This is a genomic window from Nonomuraea sp. NPDC050022 (assembly GCF_044460705.1).
Lineage (GTDB): Bacteria > Actinomycetota > Actinomycetes > Streptosporangiales > Streptosporangiaceae > Nonomuraea.
This window is the reverse complement of sequence record NZ_JBITKE010000005.1, coordinates 558,329-575,641: the sequence shown is the minus strand read 5'-3', so window position 1 is coordinate 575,641 and position 17,313 is coordinate 558,329. Positions and strand designations below refer to the sequence as shown.

The window sequence follows — 17,313 nt, the reverse complement described above, 5'->3', positions numbered from 1 at the left end:
CAACTTCTCGAGTGCCATCGAGATCGGTCCTGGCTGGACTGCTTACAGCAAGCCCATCGGCGGTGACTTCAACGGCGATGGCATCGGTGACCTGGCGGCGGTCCGGGATGGCAGCAAGCTGACCATCTGGAACGGCAAGGGCGACAACCACTTCTCCAGCGCCATCGAGATCGGTCCTGGCTGGGAGCCCTTCGACAGCACCTTGATGACGCTGGGCGACGTCAACAAGGACGGAAACACCGACATCGCTTCCGTTCGCGAAGGCACCGGCACTCTCTACATCTGGAACGGCAAGGGCAGCAACAACTTCTCGAGTGCCATCGAGATGGGCCCCGGCTGGACCCCGTACTTCTAACCACCCCACCCCGCCGGGACGACCCGGCGGGGCAACATCTGTAGTCTGCGGCGGGTGACCACGTACCGGATCCTGGTTGTGGACGACGATCACGCCATCCTGCGTTCGCTGCGGCGCGGGTTGCGGCTGGAGGGGTTCGTCGTGGACACCGCCGAGTCAGGGCGGCAGGCGTTGGAGCGGGCGGTCGGGCAGCCCGATGCCATTGTCCTGGACGTGTCCATGCCGGGAATGTCGGGCATCGAGGTGTGCGGTCGATTACGGGAGGCCGGGTCGCAGGTGCCGGTGCTGATGTTGTCGGCGATGGACGAGGTGGCCGACCGCAAGGCCGGGCTGGCGGCGGGTGCCGACGATTACGTGATCAAGCCGTTCGACCTGGGCGAGCTGGTGTTGCGCCTGCGCGCACTGCTCCGCCGTGCCGGGCGCGCCGCCACCGGCACGACGGTACGCATCGGGCCGCTGGTCATCGAGCCGGATGCCCGTGGGGTTACCTTGCGCGGCCAAGCGGTCGAGATGACGCGGCGCGAGTTCGACCTGCTGGAGGTGCTGGCGCGGAACGCCGGGATCGTGCTGACCCGTGCCGTGCTGCTGGAGCGGGTCTGGGGCTACGACTTCGAGGTGAGCGACAACGCGGTGGACACGTTCGTCGGCTACTTGCGGCGCAAGCTGGAGGCGGGCGGCGAGCCGCGCATGCTGCACACCGTACGCGGCGTCGGGTTCGTGCTGCGCGAGCCATAAAGCCATGAAACCGCGAGAGAGAGCCATGAAGCTGTCCACGCGCTTCGCGCTCTGCCTGGCCGTTGCCGTCCCGCTGCTGGTGGCGCTGGCCGGGCTGGTCGTGCTGATGCTCGTCTCACAGGATTTGCGCACCCAGCGGGATGATCAGCTCGCGGCGCGGTTGCGGACACTGGCCCCGATGGCGAGGACGTACGCCTGGCGAACCGATGTGCTGCGTGCCGTGCCGCCCGACTTCCTGCAGCGGCGGCTGCTGGCCGCGGCCACCGGCCCGGGCGGGGCGACGGTGGTGGTGGATGACGAGAAACCGCTGGTCATCGGGGACGTGCCCGGCACGCTCCCGGCCGGTGCCGGTCCCGGCGACTACGTCGAGGGGGATCGGCAGTGGCGATTCGTCGCCGCCGAGCTGGGGCCGCGGGGGAGGGCGCGGCTGATCCTGTTCGAGCCGGATGAGCGCCTCACCGGCCAGATCGCCGCCCTGCGTAACCGGCTGGGCTCGGTCACGTTGGTCGCGGTCGGTGTGGGCGTGGTCGCGGGGCTCGTACTCGGCAGGTTCGCGGTGCGGCCGCTGTCGAGGCTGGGCGGGCAGGCACGTGCGATCGACGCGCCCTCCTCTTCCGGTACGCGACTGGCGACCACGGCCGGCGTCACCGAGATCGATGAGCTGGCCCACCTCCTGAACGACCTCCTCGACCGGCGTGACGCGGCCGTGGCCCGTACCGGCGAGGCTCTGGAGACCGCGCGCGCGTTCGCCGCCACCGCCGCGCATGAGCTGCGCACTCCGCTCACCAGCATGGGCACCAACCTCACCCTGCTGGACCACCCCGGGCTGGATGCGGCGGATCGCGCCGAGACCGTCGCCGACTTGGCCGCCGAACACGGCCGCCTCCAGCGGCTCATCACCATGCTGCGCCGGCTCGCGCGCGGCGAGCTGCTCGACGCCTCCGCCTTCGCCGAGACCGACCTGGCCGGCATCGTCAACGACGCGATCGAGGACGCCCGGCGCCGCCACCCGCACGCCACGATCACCGCGCGCGTGCCGGACGCTGTCCGGGTACGCGGCTGGGCGGAGGGCTTGCGCCTGGTCGCCGACAACCTCCTCGACAATGCCGCCGTGCACGGTACGGACGCGTCCGGCCGCACCTCGATCACGGTCACCCTGGAGCGTGGGGATGAGATCGTCCTCGCCGTCCAGGACACGGGGCCGGGGATCGAGCCCGAGTGCCGCGAGGCGGTGTTCGCCCGCTTCCACCGTCGCCCCGGCAGCCCGGGCTCGGGGCTCGGTCTCACGTTGGTACGGCAGCAGGCGGCCCTGCACGGCGGCACCGCCTGGCTGGGCGCCTCCCTTGACGGTCCGGGTACGCGGGCCGAGGTACGGCTGCCGGTGACCGAGCGGGAAGCTCCGCGATCCGGGCGGTCCTGGCTGGAATAGCTTCTTGCCAGAGAAATGCCAGAAAAGCACGCCACCATCCCTCCGAACTAACCCTTCGGAGGAGATGACATGCGCATCACCCATTACGCGGTCGCGGTCGCGGCTGCGGTCACGCTGTTCATGCCGTCAGCGGCCTTGGCCGAGACCACTGACGTCATGCAGCCATCGACGCACCCGGTCAAGCTGCGTACCGCCCTCAGAGAACTCTCGGTGACCTACACCTACCAGGGCGAAGAGCACACCTTGGACGACTTCCTCACCCGTACGAAGACCAATGGCTTCCTCGCCTTGGACGGCCAGGACGTCGTCGCGGAGCGCTACACCGGCGCGAACCGTGACACCCGCTTCCAGTCCTGGTCGATGGCCAAGTCGTTCACCGCGACCGCCGTCGGCATCGCGCTCAAAGAGAAGCACATCGGATCGATCGACGACTCCGTGGACAAATATCTGCCCGAGCTGAAGGACTCCGGCTACGCCGGGGTGTCCATTCGCGAGCTGCTGCAGATGTCGTCCGGCATCGACTGGGACGAGGCCACCGACGCGCCGCGCCTGATGGCCGCGGCCAACAAGGGCTACTCGATCAGCAAGATGGCCGCCCTCCAGAAGCGCGGCTGGGAGCCGGGCAGCCGGTTCGAGTACACCAGCATGAACTCCTTCGTCCTGGCCCGGCTCGTCACCAAAACCACAGGAATGCCGTACTACGACTACGTCGAGCGCAAGATCTGGCAGCCCGCCGGCATGGAGTCCACGGCGACCGTCGGGAACGACTCGCACGGCGACAGCCTGGGCTACTGCTGCTACTACGCCACCGACCGTGACTTCGCCCGCTTCGGCCTGCTCTACCTGCACGGCGGCAAGGCGAAGGGCCACCAGGTCGTACCGGCCTCCTGGGTGAAGGCGTCCACCAAACCGTCCTCGGTCAACCCGAACTATGGGCTGCACTGGTGGCTCGGCGGCGACGGCGGAGATTTCATGGCGGTCGGGCTCGGTGGCCAGTACATCTACGTCTCACCCGAGCAGGGCGTCGTCATCGTCAAGTCGTCCATCGCCGGAAGCGCTATTGACCAGGAAGAGGCCATCGTCGCGTTCCGCGCCGTGGCGGCCGAGGTGGCCAGGACCCGAGGATGACCGGACAGCCGGTTATAGGGGCTTTCGAGGGTGACTGGAGGGTCGCGTGAGTCTCCGGCTTCTGCGTTTCGTCGTCGCCGCGGGTGTGCTGACGCTCGCGATCGGGCTGGGCAACCTCGTGGACGGTGACGTACGGGCGGGACTTCCGCTGTTCGTCGTCGGACTCGTTTTCGCCGGAGTGCCGGCGGGGCTGCTGGTCCGTCATGTGATCGCGAACTGGACGTCAACAGATTTCCGGCGCTCACCGGCGATGGCGGATCCCGCGATACGGCGCAACTTCCGCAGCGTCGCCGTGTTCGTTATGGCGTACAGCGTGCTGTGGTTCCTCGCGGCCGTCGCGATCCTGGTCTTCGCCTATCGGATCCCGCACGACAACGGCAGCAGCGGCGGATCGATCGCCACTGTGATGGTCATCGGCTGCTTCCTCGCCGGGATACCTACGCTGCTCGGCATCCAGTTTCTCCGGTGCGGGCAGCTGGTGCGGCACGGAGGCACTGAGGGCATCGCGGCCGGGCTGCGGCTTGGCTGGATCGTCGTCGTCATCGGCGGGCTCGTCACCGTGGGCTCGCTGACTCATGACCGCCCCGGCTACGGCACGATCGGGCTCGTCGCCGGCTGCCTGGTCGCCTTCACGCTGGTCAACAACCTCCGATTGAGCATGCTCAGCACCCGGGTCGTTGCGTACGAGCGGCAGGCTTCGGGCAACCGTAAAGGAAGATCATGACCGACATTCGCGTGCCTGTCTTCGCCACCGGCGCCGCCTAGCCTTTCATCGAGGGGAGGGTCACGACGAACTCGCAGCCCGTGCCCTGGGCGGGGCTGCGTAGCTCGATGGTTCCCTGGTGTGCCTCGGCTATCGCGCGGGCGATGGAGAGGCCGAGTCCGCTGCCCTGGCGGCGTACCGGATCGCCCTGAGAGAACCGCTCGAAGAGGTGAGGGCGCAGGCCGGGGTCGATGCCTGCGCCATCGTCGGCCACCACGAGTCGCACAGCGCTGTTCTTTGGCAGCGTGAACAGCGTGACGCGGACCGCCGTACCGGGCGGAGTGTGCTGGAGCGCGTTGCCGAGGAGGTTGCGGACGAGCCGGCGCAGCCGCTCGGCGTCGCCGGTGATGACCAGCGGATCGTCGGACGGCGCCGACAGGGTGATGGGGCGATCGGGGTCGATCAGCCGGGCGTCGTCGACGATGGCCTCGACCAGCTCCACCAGGCGGAGGGGCGCCGTCTCCAGGGGCCGTTGCTGGTCGAGGCGGGCCAGGAGGAGCAGTTCTTCCACCAGGTTGCGCATGCCTGCGGCTTCCTCGGCGATTCGGCTCATCGCGGTTGTCACGGTCGGCGCGGGCAGTTCGTTGTGGAAGTACAGCTCGGCCCAGCCGTTGATGGTCGTGAGGGGCGTACGCAGTTCGTGGGAGACGTCCGCGACGAAACGGCGCAGCCGTTCCTCGGCCTGGTGTTGCTCATCGAACGCGCGGTTGAGTGCGGTCGCGAGCCGGCCGGTTTCGGTGTGCGGGACGCCGGCGGGGATGCGCCGGGTCCGGTCGCCTTGGGCGATGGCGGTCGCGGTGGCCGCCATGGTCTGCAGCGGTCTGAGTCCCACGTGCAGTACGGCGAGGGCCAGGCCGACCAGGGCGAGCAGGGCGACCGAGGTCACGATCGCCTCGCTGAGGGCGAGCCGGTCAAGGGTGTCCTCATCGTTGTGCAGGGAGAGGGCGACAATGACGCCTTCGGTGCCGACTGTCGCGTTCAGGCGGTGGTAGCGGGCGCGGTAGGGATTTCCTGCGGCTTCAAGCCTCATGATCTTCCCAGGGGAGCCGCGCAGCCGGGCGATCGTCGCGGCGTCCAGCACGCGGGCGAAAGCGCCCTTGCTCCGCTGTACGACGGCGTTCCCGCTGGTGTCCACGAACACCGCCTCGATGCGGTCTCCGTCGAGCTGGCGCAGCGCCCGCTCGACGCTCAGGAGGTCTCGTTGGCGGGACAGGCTCTGGTCCACGCGCGCGGTGATGGCGGTCAGCTGCCGCTCGGCGCGGGACTCGAAGAACGAGCTCAGCATGACGTACGCGGCGAGAGCCGTCCCAAGGAGCCCGAACGACACCAGCAGGGTGATGCCGGCCAGCAGCCGGCCGCGCACCGTACGCGGGATCAGATTCACCTGGCGTCGTCCGGCGGCAGCCTCAGCGTGTAGCCGAAACCGCGGACCGTGTGCAGCAACCGCTGCTCCCCGATGTCGATCTTGCGGCGGAGGTTGGAGACGAACTTCTCGACCACCCCGGCATCACCCCCGAAGTCGTACTGCCAGACCTGGTCCAGGATCTGCGCCTTGGACACCACCCGGCCGGCGTTGACCAGCAGGTAGTGCAGCATCCGGTACTCGGTGGGGGAGAGCTCGACCAGACGTCCGCCGCGCAGCACCCGGTGGGCGTCCTGGTCCATCTCAAGATCGGCGTAGCGCAGCACGGTTCGCTCGTCCGCGCCCTGCGCCCGCCGGAGCACCGCGTGCAGTCTGGCCAGGACCTCCCCGATGCTGAACGGTTTGGTGATGTAGTCGTCACCCCCGAGATTGAGCCCTTCGATCTTGTTCTCCGCCCCGTCACGAGCGGTCAGGAACAGCACCGCGAAGGTGTGGCCGCCGCGTCGCAGGCGGCGGATGACATCGAAGCCGTCGATGTCGGGCAGCATCACGTCGAGAATGGCGACCGCCGGCCGGAACGCGGTCGCCGCCTCAAGGGCCTGGGCTCCGCTGCCGGCCGAGGCGACCTGGAAGCCCGCGAGGCGCAGGGTGGTGACGAGCAGTTCGGCGATGTGCGGATCATCGTCGACCACCAGCACCCGAGCGCCTGTCGTGTCCGTCGCGTCGCCTGCTGAATAGCGCGTGGTGCCCATGGATCCGATCCCCTCCAGGCCATGCCGTCGCCATCCGCATGCTAACGACGGGCTGCCCAACCCCGTAGTGATCGTCAGGGAACCGTCAGGAAATCATCCAGGGAACGGCGGAATCCGGGACGACCATGGCGTTTCATGATTCCTCTAGCAATGGCCGCCGTGCTCCTCAGCACGGGCTTCGCCGCACCCGCTGGACCCTCTTGGCCGGTCTGTGTCGTACGCGACGCCCCCATCCGGCTGGGCGTCAGCCAGGTCGGCCGGGCGGCTGATGGGCGCCTGGTCACCTACACGCTGCGTTCCCGGGCCATGCGGGGTGAGCAGCGCGTCGACGTGCTGCTCCCCGAGCGCTTCGACGCCACGGGACGTACCAGCTATCCGACCCTCTACCTGCTGCACGGCGCGGGCGGCAACCGCAAGAACTGGACCGAGCGGGACCAGATCCGCTCCGTCATAGGCGACCTGCCGATCATCGTGGTCATGCCGGACGGCTCCGATCAGGGCCCGGACGGCAAGAACCGCAACGGCGGCTACACCGACTGGTTCGGCCTCACTCAGGGGACTTCCGGCCCGGTGCCGGCCTGGGAGAGTTATCACGTTCGCGAGCTGGTCCCATTCATCGACCAGATCCTCCCCACTCAGGCGAACCCCGCCGGTCGCGCCATCGCCGGTATCTCTATGGGCGGCGGCGGTGCGGTCAAGTACGCCGCGGCGTTCCCCGGGACGTTCGGCTACGCGGGATCGTTCTCCGGCTCGCTGGACAACGCGGTCGGCGCGGGGCGGCAGCAGAACTGTGTCCGGGGCAATCCCGACGAGCAGCAGGTCGTGTGGCGCGACAACAATCCCACCGACCTCGCCGGCAATCTGCGGGGAACACACCTTTTCGTACGTTCCGGCACCGGCACCCCCGGGCCCTACGACTCACCGAAGCCGCCGGGTGATCCGGCCGAGCGTCAGCGATGGCAGACGCGTTTGCTCGTCGAGGCCGGGGCCCATCAGATGGCGCAGCATTTCCTCGCGGCGCTGGAGAAGTCCGGCATCAAGGACGTGAACGCACGTTTCCTGCCCGGCTCACACTCCCCGCCTTACTGGCAGCGGGACCTGCGGGAATTCGTCTCATGGCTCGAACCGCTGCTGCGGCCCCGCGTCAGCACGCCGTCGCCCTTCCAGGTCTCCAACGCCCGTGCGTCATTCACAGCCTGGGGATGGACGTTCGCGGCCCATCGCAAGGTCCGCGAATTTTCCTACCTGATCGTACGCCGCGACGCCCTCACCGCCACCGGCAGCGGCCGTCTCGACGTGGTGGCGCCGCCGAATCGCCGGCCGGGCAGGAGGTACCCGATCAAGATCGGAGACCGGACCCAGGTGGTCAAGGCCGATCGGCACGGACGCCTGGCGTTCTCGATCGATCTCGGTCCCAGCCACACCGCGCAGCAGACCGACTTCGGCCCGGACGCGACAAAGGGGTGGAGCTCCGTCTCGGTCAAGATCGGGACGGCCTGCTCCGGGGGCCGGAAGGAGTGCACTGGTGCCCGCGCATAAGCTCATCGCGCTCAGCGTGGGGGCCCTTCTTCTCGTACCTGCTCCCAAACCGGAGAAGGTCGTGTCGACGGTCGCTTCGTTGCCCGCCTCGATCACCAGTGTCCGCTTCCCCGGCTACACCGCGGACGGCTCGCGCATCGTCGCGTCGGCGACGTCCACCGGCTTCCAGGGCACCCAACTCGTGTCCTTCACCGAGAACGGCACCCGGCTACGCTGCCTGACCTGCCAGGCATGGCACGGCCTCGACCTGCTCAAGCCGATCGCGTTCCCCGACGGCCGACGGGTGCTGGTCCGCATCGGTGCCCAAACGCCTGACGCGCCGGCGGATCACGGGGTGGTGGAATGCGCCCCATCGGTGATCGACTGCCGCCGGGCAACGGTCGTGCCGATCGTGCCGCCGGCCGCCGGGGATCCGAACGTCGAGCAGGACCAGCGGGAGTTCCGGCTGGCGCCGGATGGCCGGCACGTGGCGCTCACCCAGATCCGCCGTACGGCGTCAGGACGGCCCACGGGGGTCGGTGTTGTCGGCAGGCTGGCTCGTCGCGGCGACGCCTACCATGTGGAGGACGCCCGGGTCGTCGCGACGGACGGCGAACTGAAGGGCTTCACGCCCGACGGGCAGGCGGTGACGTTCGCGCGATTCCTCAACGCGTACGAGGCGGGCAATCCAGACGTCGTCAAGGTCGACCTGCGCTCCGGGCACGAGAGCCGGGTGACCTCGGCGTTGGACTGGGACGAGGACGTCGACATCTCGCCGTACTCCTACAAAGGCCGGCGATGGATGACCGTCGGCAGCGCCCGTACCACTGGGCTGCTCGAAACCTTCTCGCAGATCCGCCGGCCGCCGTTCATCGAAGAGGGCGTCCCCGCGCTGCCGTTCGCGGTGTTCACCACCCGCAACCCGCAGATCGCCGAACCGTGGCTCGTCGACGAACATGACACCCGTGGACAGCCGCTCGCCCCCGGCGCCATCGCCGCAGGCTGGGACGCCAAACCCAACTTCAGGTGGAAGCCCGACGGCACGGCCGTGCTGTTCTGGCAGCAACAGGTGCACGGCACACAGACCAGGGTCGTCGTGGCCCACCTCCCGGAACGTCCGCCCGCTGGGCGCGGCCCCATCCGCTCGACGCCGTCCCCGTCCTGGGCGTCACCGATCGCCGGCTATGTGCCGCCCGACCCTCGCCAGGTGACCCACCACGCCGGGAAGATCTCCGGGAGCATCGACATCACGCGCCGGCCCTCGCCGATACCGCGATTCGAGTATCTGCTGGAGGTGACCTACACCAATTACTCCGACGAGCCGGGATTCGTGATCAATGGCGTCGAGCGGAGCGACCACGGAAAGCCCGGCCTCTACGGGACGACCTCCCGCTACAGCGCCGACCTGGCGGTGTCCGGACGGCACAGCGGATACCTCAAGGCGGACAACGTACTGATCCAGCCCAATGCCATGACCGGCACGATCGAATCCCAGGTTGACGGCCGACACCTCACCCTCGGCCCTCTCCCCTAACGGGTGGCTAATCGAGCTTGGCTTCGCGGCCGTGGACGATGAGCGCGTACAGCACGAGCACGTCGACCGCGATGACGGCGAGTGACCACCAGGGGTTCACGGCGATCCAGGTCAGTTGCGTGAGGGCGTTCAGCATCACCAGAACGATGCCGACCACTCTGGCCCAATCCTGGCCCAGGGTGACGGCGATGCCTGTGGCCAGCACGAGCACGCCGAAGAGGAGATGGAGCCAGCCCCAGCCGGTGACGTCGAAAAGCAGGAGCCGGGCGGGCGTCTGCACGTATACCCGGTTGGCGAAGACGGCGGCGAGACCGGTGATGATGTTGAACAGCCCGGCCAGGACCATCATCATCCCGCCGAACCAGATCCAGCCGACCCAGCCGGTCACATGGCGTGCTTGGTGATAGGTCATCGAAATCCCCCTTGAGCTCTGACTTCCGTGTGCCGCGGCGGTGTCGTGGGGCCTGGCTCCCTTGTTCGAGGCCGCACCCCAGTTGCTTCCCTCATCAACCCGACAAACACGACAGAAAGGGATGTAAAGGCACGTGGAGGGGATAGTGTTTCCCCCGCCTTGGCGAATTCGATACGCAAGATCGTCCTCCCATGGAAGCCCCGCTGACTGGCGGGCCAGACTCGGCGTCCCAAGGATCACGATTCCGATACGTTGGGCCATATGCTCCCCGCTCTCCCTCAAGCCGCTCGTGCTGACGTGCGACAGGTTCCGTCCCGGTTCGCCTGGCTGGACGCGTTGCGCGGCATCGGCGCGCTGGCCGTGGTGGGGGAGCATCTGACGACCTGGGCGATGCCGTGGCTGCGGCCTACCTCCTTCAACCTCGGCGTCTACGGCGTGATGGTGTTCTTCCTGGTCAGCGGCTACATCATCCCGTCCTCGCTGGAACGGCACGGCGACGTGCGGGCCTTCTGGGTCGGCCGGTTCTTCCGCCTCTATCCGCTCTACCTGGCGGTCATCGCCCTGGTCCTCGCTCTGGCCTGGTGGATCCCGGTACGGCCGGAGGTGCCCAGGGACCTGTCCTCGGTGGCCGCGCACCTGACGATGCTGCTGGACACGGTGGGCGCGGCAGGGGTGCTGAACACGATGTGGACGCTGTCGTATGAGATGGTGTTCTATCTGCTGGCCGCGGCCCTGTTCGTGACCGGCGTACGCGACGGACGGAACCTGCTTCCGGCCGTATTAGCGCTGATCGCCGCCGCCGCTGGGCTGGTCCTGACCGGACCGCCGCTGTCGGGCGGCTGGCTGGCCTGGGTGTCGTCCGGCCTCTTCGTGGTGGGGCTGGGCTGCGTTATCTCCGGGCGCGGGCGTACGGTCGCGGCCTGCGCTTTGGGTTTGATGGCGCTCGCCTTGGTGCTGCTGAGCAGCCGTGTCCCCTGGTTCGGGCTGGCGATCCTGGCGGTGATGTTCGCCGGTACGGCGATCCGTCGCTGGGAACGCGGGCAGGCGCCGCTCTGGCCCGTGATCGTCACCGCGATGGTCGTGGCCGCGACGCCGCTCTGGGCGCTCAACGCCGGCTGGTGGTGGGTGCGGCCGGACGTGTGGGGGCTGACCGTCCTGCTCGCCGCCCTCACCTTCGCCGGTGGCATGGCCTTGCGTGCTCGCCCCCTCCCCGCCGTGCTCACCTGGCTCGGCACGATCAGTTACTCCCTCTACCTGGTCCACCTGCCGCTGCTGCTGATCGTCATGGAGTTGGCCGGTGAGCTGCGCTGGTCGCCGCTGCCGCTGCAGATCGGGATCAGCGTGGTCTTCCTGAGCCTGCTCATGCCGGCCGGCTGGCTCAGCCACCGCTTCATCGAAGGCCCCATGCAGCGCCTCGGCCGTCGGGTTGTTTCCCAGCAGGTCAGTCTTCGGCGAGGACGATGACCAGGTCGCGGGGGCCGAGCGTGACCGGGTCGGATTTGCCGGGGTTGAGCACCACGCCGAAGTTGGGCGGGGCGGAGGACTCGACCGCCAGCCGGTAGCCGATGGCGGTCTCGCCGCGGGCCCGGGCGGCGGCGATGACGGTGGCGAAGCTGACCGTCATCCCGGGGTGGACGTAGTCGGTCGCGGGCTTGAGATAGATCTCCGAGCCGTCGGCGTCGAAGAGATAGCGGAACACCGCGCCCAGGTGCGGATTCTCCGACAGCTGGGTCATCAGCAGGCTGATCAGCTTGGTGCCGACCACGAAGTCGTCGGCCTTGGTCACCTGGGCCAGGCGGCGGTTGCGGTCGTCGTTCATCTCGCTGACGATCGGGAAGCGCTGCCCGGTACGGGAGGCCAGGTCGCGCAGGTGCAGCAGCGTCACCAGCGTGCGTGAATCCGCGTACTGCGACTCCAGCCGGTCGTCGGCCAGCACGATGATGTGGTCGAACATGCCCGGCTCCAGCGACTCCAGCGTGATCCGGTCAGTGGTGTCGCACTCCTTGACGTTCAGGGCCAGGTTGGTGAGCTCGAACGCGAACTCGGATTCGTCGACGGCGGCGGCCACGTTCAGGATCGAGCCGGGGGCCACGTACTGGTCGAGCTCGGCGACGATTTTCGGGGCGCGGCTGTTCCAGCCGAGCATCAGCGTGCTTTCCGGGGGTGCGGCCTCGCGGACGGGAAGGGTGATCGCCTGCTGGACGACGGGCGGGAAGCTGCGGACGAGCCGGACGGTGGAGTCGTCCTCGGCGATCACGATCATCTGGTCGCCCTCCATGACCTGGGTGTCCATGGGCGGGTTCAGGACCACCGAGCCGTCGCCGCGCCGGATCCCGATCAGCGAGGCGGTCTCGTACGCGAACAGCGCCTCCCCGTACGGGAAACCGGTCAGCTTCGGCTCCGTACGCATGTAGATCTCGTCGCCGCCGAAGTCCAGCAGATCGGTGACCACCACCGACAGGCCCGACTGGCGGCAGGTCTGCACGATGAGCCGGGAAGCGATGTCGTCGGCGTCGACCACCTGCGCGTGCCCGTTGGCGGCCAGTTCGGCCGCGACGCGGTTGCCGGAGTCGGTCACCGAGGCGATGATCGGCGGGCGGCGGCGGCGCCAGTTGCGGTTGGTCAGGCCGAGGAGCGTCTTGACGACATGCGCGTCCGGATCCTCACCCGCCGGGGAGAGGACGATGACGGATCGGGCGGTGTCCAGGCTGAGCATGTCGAGATCGGTCGGTTCTATGGTGCTGCCACTGCGTACGACGACGCGGGTCTTGCCGGTGTCGCCGACGCGCGTGCGCAGTTCCTCCTCCATCTCCAGCTTGTCGCCGTCGCCGAGGATGGCGATGCAGGACTTGGCTTCGCTGGCGTTGGCCTCGACCAGCTCGGGGATGATCGTGAAAACCTGATCCGACCAGCCGACCAGCACCGTGTGGCCGGACTCGACGATGCGGGAGCGGCCCTTGCGCAGCTCGGTCAGCTTGTTGTCCAGGCCGGTGGTGAGCACGCCGACGAGGCTGGAGACGATCAGCAGGCCGCCGATGGTGATGGCGAACCCGAGGATCGTGAACATCGTGCTGCCCTCGTTGTCGCCCGCGACCGTGCCCGGGTCCATGGCGCGCATGAGGCTGCCCCAGAGGGCTTGGTACCAGCTGTCGTGGACGTCGTCGTCGGCGAAGATTATGGACAGGCCCGCGAAGATCACGACCATCACGACGGTGACGAGGGCGAGCCAGCCGATGAGGGCGGGTGTGCCCTTCGACATGCTGTTGTCGAACCGGTAACGCAGACGTTCTCGTCGTGTGGCCATGACCTAACCCGTCGTTTTGGGCATCCTCTCGCCAGTGGCGGTAGGGGATGTGCGAAAAGTACCAATCGCCACAATTTTCCCCTTACTTCTGTCCCGCCGCTTGCATCTCGCTAACAAAGGAGTCGCGCCGCTAGGTTTTCGCCTTGGCGGGCACGCATGACGAGTCCAGCGTGTCCAGTTGCTGGGCGGGCTGGCGTGGTGACCGCGTGGTGGTGGGCGTACTGGTGGGCGAACTGGTCGGTGAGGGGGCGGCTACCTTGCCGGCGCGGGCGATGGCGATCTTCACCGCCCGGCGGATGCGCGGGTAGTCGGGATAGGCCGGGTTGTACCTGGGTGGTACGAAGTTCACCTTGGCCACCTTGGCGCCCTTGACCTGCTGAGCGAGCGGCACCAGGTCTTGCAGCAGATCGCGCGGGATGTCGGTGAGGAAGGTCTGCTTGGCGGCCTTGGCCAACGCGTTGAACTTCAACAGCACGTTGCCCGGGTTGAGCTGCTTGAGCATGGCGCTCATCACGCACTGCTGGCGGAGCATGCGGGTGTGGTTGTCGGCGCCGGCGCAGGTGCTGCCCGGATGGTCGCGGGCCCTGCCGTACCACAGGGCCTCGTTGCCGTCGAGGGTACGGGTGCCGGCCTTGACCACGCCGCCGTCGGAGCGGCCCACGCCGTAGCAGACGTCCCGCTCGACGTTGATGGTGACGCCGCCGAGGGCGTCGATCAGGTGTGCCACGCCCCACATGTTGACGAGCATGTAGTAGTCGATCTTGAGGCCCAGGATCTGGCCGAGCGTGCCCTTGACGGCCTCCGGGGCGCGGTCGGCGGAGCGGCCGACGACCTCGGGGTGCATGTCGGCGTACGCCCAGACCCCGTTGAGCAGGTCGGCCGAACCGCGGCCCTGGCCCGGCGGCAACGAGAAGTTCTTCGGCGGGGGGAACCGCCTGGCCAGCGCGGAGCCCGGCGGGAACGGCGCGTTCTCCAACTCGCGCGGCAGTGCCAGGACCACGGAGTTGCCGGTGTGGACATCGATGCTGACCACGTTGATGCTGTCGGTACGGATGCTCACGCCCTTGCGGGAGGCGGCGCCGTCCCCGCCCAGCAGCGCGATGTTGAGCCGATCGCGTCCCCGCCACGGATCCTTGTGATCGATCGGCTTGGACGGTGAGGACTTGAAGACGCTGCCGATCGCGTCGTCAGAGGTACGAGCGGTCGTGGCGGCCAGCCCGAAAGGCAGCGCCACGGTCACCGACAGCACGCCCGCGACCGTGGCCGTACCGAGTTGTCCCCACTTGCCGAGCCTGGCGGGTCGCAGCACGATGTACGAGCTGATCACCACCCCGGCCCAGGCCAGCCCGCCGACCACGCACAGGCCAGTGATCACGGCCAGCCAGGTCGGATCGAGCAACAGGCCGGCCAGCGCGTTACGGTTGATCAGCGCGATCACGGCACCGATCAGCAGCACGCCGAAGGTGCCCATCATGATCATGCCGGTACGCTTACGGCCCGCCAGAAAGTGCGCGACGCCCGGAACGACGACCGACGCGAGCGTCCAGCCGATCACGGATGGAGCAGTCCACCTGCGCATCCAACCTCCCCCATAGGCAACATATGCCTCATTGCGTAGGGAATTTAGCAACTCACCACGCTTGGGGTGACCTAGACGGCGGTTCCCTGGGTTCCCTGGCAAGCGAACGGCCACGGGCACAACCCGTGGCCGGGACGCTCCAGCTTCCCTATTTTCCGCGTTTGCCGTACAGGCCGACCGTCAGCGAGACGCCCAGCGCGGCCAGGGCGACCTGGATGCCGAGCTCGATCCAGTCGATGCCGCGGGTGTCGGCCACGCCGAGCGCGGCGGCGAAGGCGGTGCCGACGAGCGCCGCGACGACGCCGATCACGATGGTCAGCCACATGGGGATGCGCTGGCGTCCGGGGATGACGAGCCGTCCCAGCGCGCCGATGACGATGCCGATGATGAGGCCGGAGATGATGCCGGTGACTTCCATACGGAGACTCCCGATTGGTCGGCAACCTATCCGGGCAACGAACCACCTCCTGGACAGGGTTTCTCAGGCGGGAGGAAGACCTTAAGAGAGTCGTAAGTCGGCTCTGCGAGGCTACAGGCACATCGAAAACCGGTCCTTACCAGGAGGAACATCATGAGGACGATCGCCGCGAGTCTTTTCATCTCTCTCGACGGCGTTGTTGAGGAGCCGGCGGAGTGGCATTTTCCGTACTTCAACGACGAGATGGGTGCGGCTGTGGGCGGCCAGATGGCTGACACGCTGCTGCTGGGCCGCAAGACCTATGACAGCTTCGCCGGGGCGTGGCCGGAGCGGGAGGCGGAGGGCGGCGAAGACGCCGGCTTCGCCAAGACGCTGGGCGAGGCGCGGAAGATCGTGGTGTCGCGCCAGCCGTTGGAGTTCACCTGGCGCAACTCCGAGCTGCTTCAGGGCGATCTGGTGGAGGCCGTGACGGCGCTGAAGAGCGAGGAGGGTGGCCGGATCGCGGTGAGCGGCTCGGTGTCGGTGGTCCGGCAGCTGCTGCAGGCGGGGCTGCTGGACGAGCTGCACCTGCTGGTGCATCCGATCGCGGTCCGTAAGGGCGAGCGGCTGTTCGACGAGGGAGACACCACGGTCCCGCTGGAGCTGATCAGGTCCGAGACGTTCGCGACGGGGGTGTTGTATCTGGTCTATCGGCCTGCTCAGACCGCCGCCGATGCCTCCTACGACGACGCCAAGACGCACCTGCCCCAGGACGAGCAGTAGAAGCCGACAGCGGCCTCCCGGCCGGTTCGCCGCCGCCGTGTCACGGGGTCTGCCGGGGGGAGCGGATCAGTAGGGTGGCCAGGACTTCGTCTGGGCCGACAGCGCAATAGATGTGTGGGACGTCGGCCTGCCAGGAGATGTGCTCACCCGGGGCGGCCAGCAGGGGGACGTCGGCCGGGCCGGCGCGCAGCACGCCCGCGTAGACCGTTATGTGTTCGGTCACGCCGGGGGCGTGGGGTGGCGAGTGCTGTACGACGCCGGGGCGGACGCGCATGCGCAGCAACTCGAACGTCGCGGTCGGCTCCTCGAAGACCTCCAGCAGCGTGGCCGTTACGGCGGCGCCGGGCACATGGACGGCCTCCGCGGGCGGTGCGCCGGGCTCCAGAACCAGGGCCGTCAACGGTAGGCCCAAGGCTCCGGCCACCGCGTAGAGCGTCTCCAGCGTCGGGTTGCGGGTGCCCAGTTCCAGGCCGGACAGGGTGGCCTTGCCGATGCCGGCGCTGCGGGCCAGCGCCGACAGGGAGATGCCGCGGGCCTCCCGCAGTCGCCGCAACCGGCTCCCGATTTCCGTGTCACGGTCGTCCACCCGGCAATCCTCGCAGTCCGCCGCCGGACTTGTCCCGCTCTGGCCGCGTGGCTATGGTTCGTTCCGTAAACGGAACGATGGAGCGGGTGGTGGGCGTGCGGGTGCAGGCCGTCATGGCGGGGCTGGTCAGTGCGGTGGTGGGCTACGCCAGTTCGTTCACCGTCGTGCTCGCCGGACTGCGTGCCGTTGGGGCGACGCCGGGGCAGGCCGCGTCCGGGCTGCTCGCTCTGTGCTGCGGCATCGGGGCGGTGGCGGTCGTCCTCGGGCTGCGGTACCGCATGCCGATCAGCATCGCCTGGTCCACCCCTGGCGCGGCGCTGCTGGTGGCGACCGGTCCCGTGCCCGGCGGCTTCCCGGCCGCGGTCGGCGCGTTCATCGTCTGCGCCGGGCTCATCGTCCTCGCCGGCCTGTCGCCCTGGCTGGCCCGGGCGATCGGCGCCATCCCGCGTCCGATCGCCGGTGCCATGCTGGCGGGCGTCATCCTCAGCCTGTGCACCGCGCCGGTCCGCGCCATCGTCGACATCCCGCTGCTGGCCGTGCCCGTCGTCCTGACCTGGGCGGTGTTACAGCGGTACCTGCGGCAATGGGCCGTTCCGGGCGCGCTCGTCGTGGCGGTCATCGCCATCGCGGTGCACGGGCCCGGCAACGGCCTGTCCGGCGCGTCGCTGCGGCCCA

At 68.5% G+C, this 17,313-nt stretch carries 17 protein-coding genes; 10 read left to right on the top strand and 7 right to left on the bottom strand.

Annotated features, from left to right (window positions below; genetic code table 11):
- From ACIBO2_RS24200 to ACIBO2_RS24180, 5 genes are all read left to right on the top strand, one after another.
- Window positions 1-355: FG-GAP repeat domain-containing protein (locus ACIBO2_RS24200; RefSeq protein ID WP_397299327.1), on the top strand; the 355-nt coding region annotated here is incomplete at its 5' end.
- Between the two features lie 54 nt (window positions 356-409).
- Window positions 410-1,090 carry a response regulator transcription factor gene (locus tag ACIBO2_RS24195; protein ID WP_358542253.1) on the top strand — a complete coding sequence of 227 codons (681 nt, stop codon included), beginning with the start codon at window positions 410-412 and terminating at the stop codon, window positions 1,088-1,090.
- 25 nt (window positions 1,091-1,115) lie between these two features.
- Window positions 1,116-2,519 (top strand): sensor histidine kinase, encoded by a 1,404-nt coding sequence (locus ACIBO2_RS24190; protein ID WP_397299324.1) that lies wholly within the window; start codon window positions 1,116-1,118, stop codon window positions 2,517-2,519.
- Between the two features lie 69 nt (window positions 2,520-2,588).
- A complete protein-coding gene (locus ACIBO2_RS24185) occupies window positions 2,589-3,647 on the top strand; it encodes a serine hydrolase domain-containing protein (protein ID WP_397299321.1) in 1,059 nt (352 codons plus the stop codon).
- Window positions 3,648-3,693: 46 nt separating this feature from the next.
- On the top strand, window positions 3,694-4,371 hold the full coding sequence (locus ACIBO2_RS24180; RefSeq protein WP_397299319.1) for a hypothetical protein: 678 nt from the start codon (window positions 3,694-3,696) through the stop codon (window positions 4,369-4,371).
- Window positions 4,372-4,408: 37 nt separating this feature from the next.
- On the opposite strand, the gene ACIBO2_RS24175 is transcribed toward ACIBO2_RS24180, so the two are convergent.
- On the bottom strand, window positions 4,409-5,794 hold the full coding sequence (locus tag ACIBO2_RS24175; protein WP_397299316.1) for a sensor histidine kinase: 1,386 nt from the start codon (window positions 5,792-5,794) through the stop codon (window positions 4,409-4,411).
- A complete protein-coding gene (locus ACIBO2_RS24170; RefSeq protein ID WP_397299313.1) occupies window positions 5,791-6,525 on the bottom strand; it encodes a response regulator transcription factor in 735 nt (244 codons plus the stop codon). Before ACIBO2_RS24170 ends, ACIBO2_RS24175 begins: the two co-directional genes overlap by 4 nt.
- Window positions 6,526-6,660: 135 nt before the next feature.
- Between ACIBO2_RS24170 and ACIBO2_RS24165 the strand changes: the two genes are divergently transcribed.
- Window positions 6,661-8,064, top strand: coding sequence for an alpha/beta hydrolase (locus ACIBO2_RS24165; RefSeq protein ID WP_397299309.1), 1,404 nt, complete (start codon window positions 6,661-6,663; stop codon window positions 8,062-8,064).
- Window positions 8,051-9,577, top strand: coding sequence for a hypothetical protein (locus ACIBO2_RS24160; protein WP_397299306.1), 1,527 nt, complete (start codon window positions 8,051-8,053; stop codon window positions 9,575-9,577). The genes ACIBO2_RS24165 and ACIBO2_RS24160 overlap by 14 nt, the downstream gene beginning before the upstream one ends.
- 7 nt (window positions 9,578-9,584) lie before the next feature.
- On the opposite strand, the gene ACIBO2_RS24155 is transcribed toward ACIBO2_RS24160, so the two are convergent.
- Window positions 9,585-9,989 carry a hypothetical protein gene (locus ACIBO2_RS24155; RefSeq protein WP_358178744.1) on the bottom strand — a complete coding sequence of 135 codons (405 nt, stop codon included), beginning with the start codon at window positions 9,987-9,989 and terminating at the stop codon, window positions 9,585-9,587.
- Between the two features lie 297 nt (window positions 9,990-10,286).
- Here ACIBO2_RS24155 and ACIBO2_RS24150 point away from each other — a divergent pair, with 297 nt between their 5' ends.
- Window positions 10,287-11,453 (top strand): acyltransferase family protein, encoded by a 1,167-nt coding sequence (locus ACIBO2_RS24150; protein ID WP_397299303.1) that lies wholly within the window; start codon window positions 10,287-10,289, stop codon window positions 11,451-11,453.
- Here ACIBO2_RS24150 and ACIBO2_RS24145 read toward each other — a convergent pair.
- The 3 genes from ACIBO2_RS24145 to ACIBO2_RS24135 form a co-directional block, all read right to left on the bottom strand.
- Window positions 11,431-13,293, bottom strand: coding sequence for a potassium transporter TrkA (locus ACIBO2_RS24145; protein WP_358542228.1), 1,863 nt, complete (start codon window positions 13,291-13,293; stop codon window positions 11,431-11,433). The two genes, ACIBO2_RS24150 and ACIBO2_RS24145, sit on opposite strands and share 23 nt — an antisense overlap.
- A gap of 130 nt (window positions 13,294-13,423) precedes the next feature.
- Entirely contained in the window at window positions 13,424-14,872 is a 1,449-nt protein-coding gene (locus ACIBO2_RS24140; RefSeq protein ID WP_397299300.1) for an LCP family protein, read from the bottom strand.
- A 148-nt stretch (window positions 14,873-15,020) separates the two neighbouring features.
- Window positions 15,021-15,290: a GlsB/YeaQ/YmgE family stress response membrane protein gene (locus ACIBO2_RS24135; RefSeq protein WP_358542222.1), complete on the bottom strand. Its 270-nt coding sequence runs from the start codon at window positions 15,288-15,290 to the stop codon at window positions 15,021-15,023.
- A gap of 153 nt (window positions 15,291-15,443) precedes the next feature.
- On the opposite strand from ACIBO2_RS24135, the gene ACIBO2_RS24130 reads away from it, so the two are divergent.
- On the top strand, window positions 15,444-16,052 hold the full coding sequence (locus ACIBO2_RS24130; protein WP_358542219.1) for a dihydrofolate reductase family protein: 609 nt from the start codon (window positions 15,444-15,446) through the stop codon (window positions 16,050-16,052).
- A 40-nt stretch (window positions 16,053-16,092) separates the two neighbouring features.
- On the opposite strand, the gene ACIBO2_RS24125 is transcribed toward ACIBO2_RS24130, so the two are convergent.
- The gene (locus ACIBO2_RS24125; protein WP_358542217.1) at window positions 16,093-16,638 is read right to left on the bottom strand and encodes an XRE family transcriptional regulator; all 546 of its coding nucleotides are present in this window, start codon (window positions 16,636-16,638) and stop codon (window positions 16,093-16,095) included.
- A 53-nt stretch (window positions 16,639-16,691) separates the two neighbouring features.
- Between ACIBO2_RS24125 and ACIBO2_RS24120 the strand changes: the two genes are divergently transcribed.
- On the top strand, window positions 16,692-17,313 hold a 622-nt coding region (locus ACIBO2_RS24120; RefSeq protein WP_397299295.1), incomplete at its 3' end, for a benzoate/H(+) symporter BenE family transporter.

What these genes read in the sequence shown, in the direction of transcription:
- ACIBO2_RS24190 (WP_397299324.1), top strand. Translation starts at nt 1,116, where the DNA reads ATGAAGCTGTCCACGCGCTTCGCGCTCTGCCTGGCCGTTGCCGTCCCG.
- ACIBO2_RS24185 (WP_397299321.1), top strand. Translation starts at nt 2,589, where the DNA reads ATGCGCATCACCCATTACGCGGTCGCGGTCGCGGCTGCGGTCACGCTG.
- ACIBO2_RS24170 (WP_397299313.1), bottom strand. Translation starts at nt 6,525, where the DNA reads ATGGGCACCACGCGCTATTCAGCAGGCGACGCGACGGACACGACAGGC.
- ACIBO2_RS24165 (WP_397299309.1), top strand. Translation starts at nt 6,661, where the DNA reads ATGATTCCTCTAGCAATGGCCGCCGTGCTCCTCAGCACGGGCTTCGCC.
- ACIBO2_RS24155 (WP_358178744.1), bottom strand. Translation starts at nt 9,989, where the DNA reads ATGACCTATCACCAAGCACGCCATGTGACCGGCTGGGTCGGCTGGATC.
- ACIBO2_RS24145 (WP_358542228.1), bottom strand. Translation starts at nt 13,293, where the DNA reads ATGGCCACACGACGAGAACGTCTGCGTTACCGGTTCGACAACAGCATG.
- ACIBO2_RS24140 (WP_397299300.1), bottom strand. Translation starts at nt 14,872, where the DNA reads ATGCGCAGGTGGACTGCTCCATCCGTGATCGGCTGGACGCTCGCGTCG.
- ACIBO2_RS24135 (WP_358542222.1), bottom strand. Translation starts at nt 15,290, where the DNA reads ATGGAAGTCACCGGCATCATCTCCGGCCTCATCATCGGCATCGTCATC.
- ACIBO2_RS24130 (WP_358542219.1), top strand. Translation starts at nt 15,444, where the DNA reads ATGAGGACGATCGCCGCGAGTCTTTTCATCTCTCTCGACGGCGTTGTT.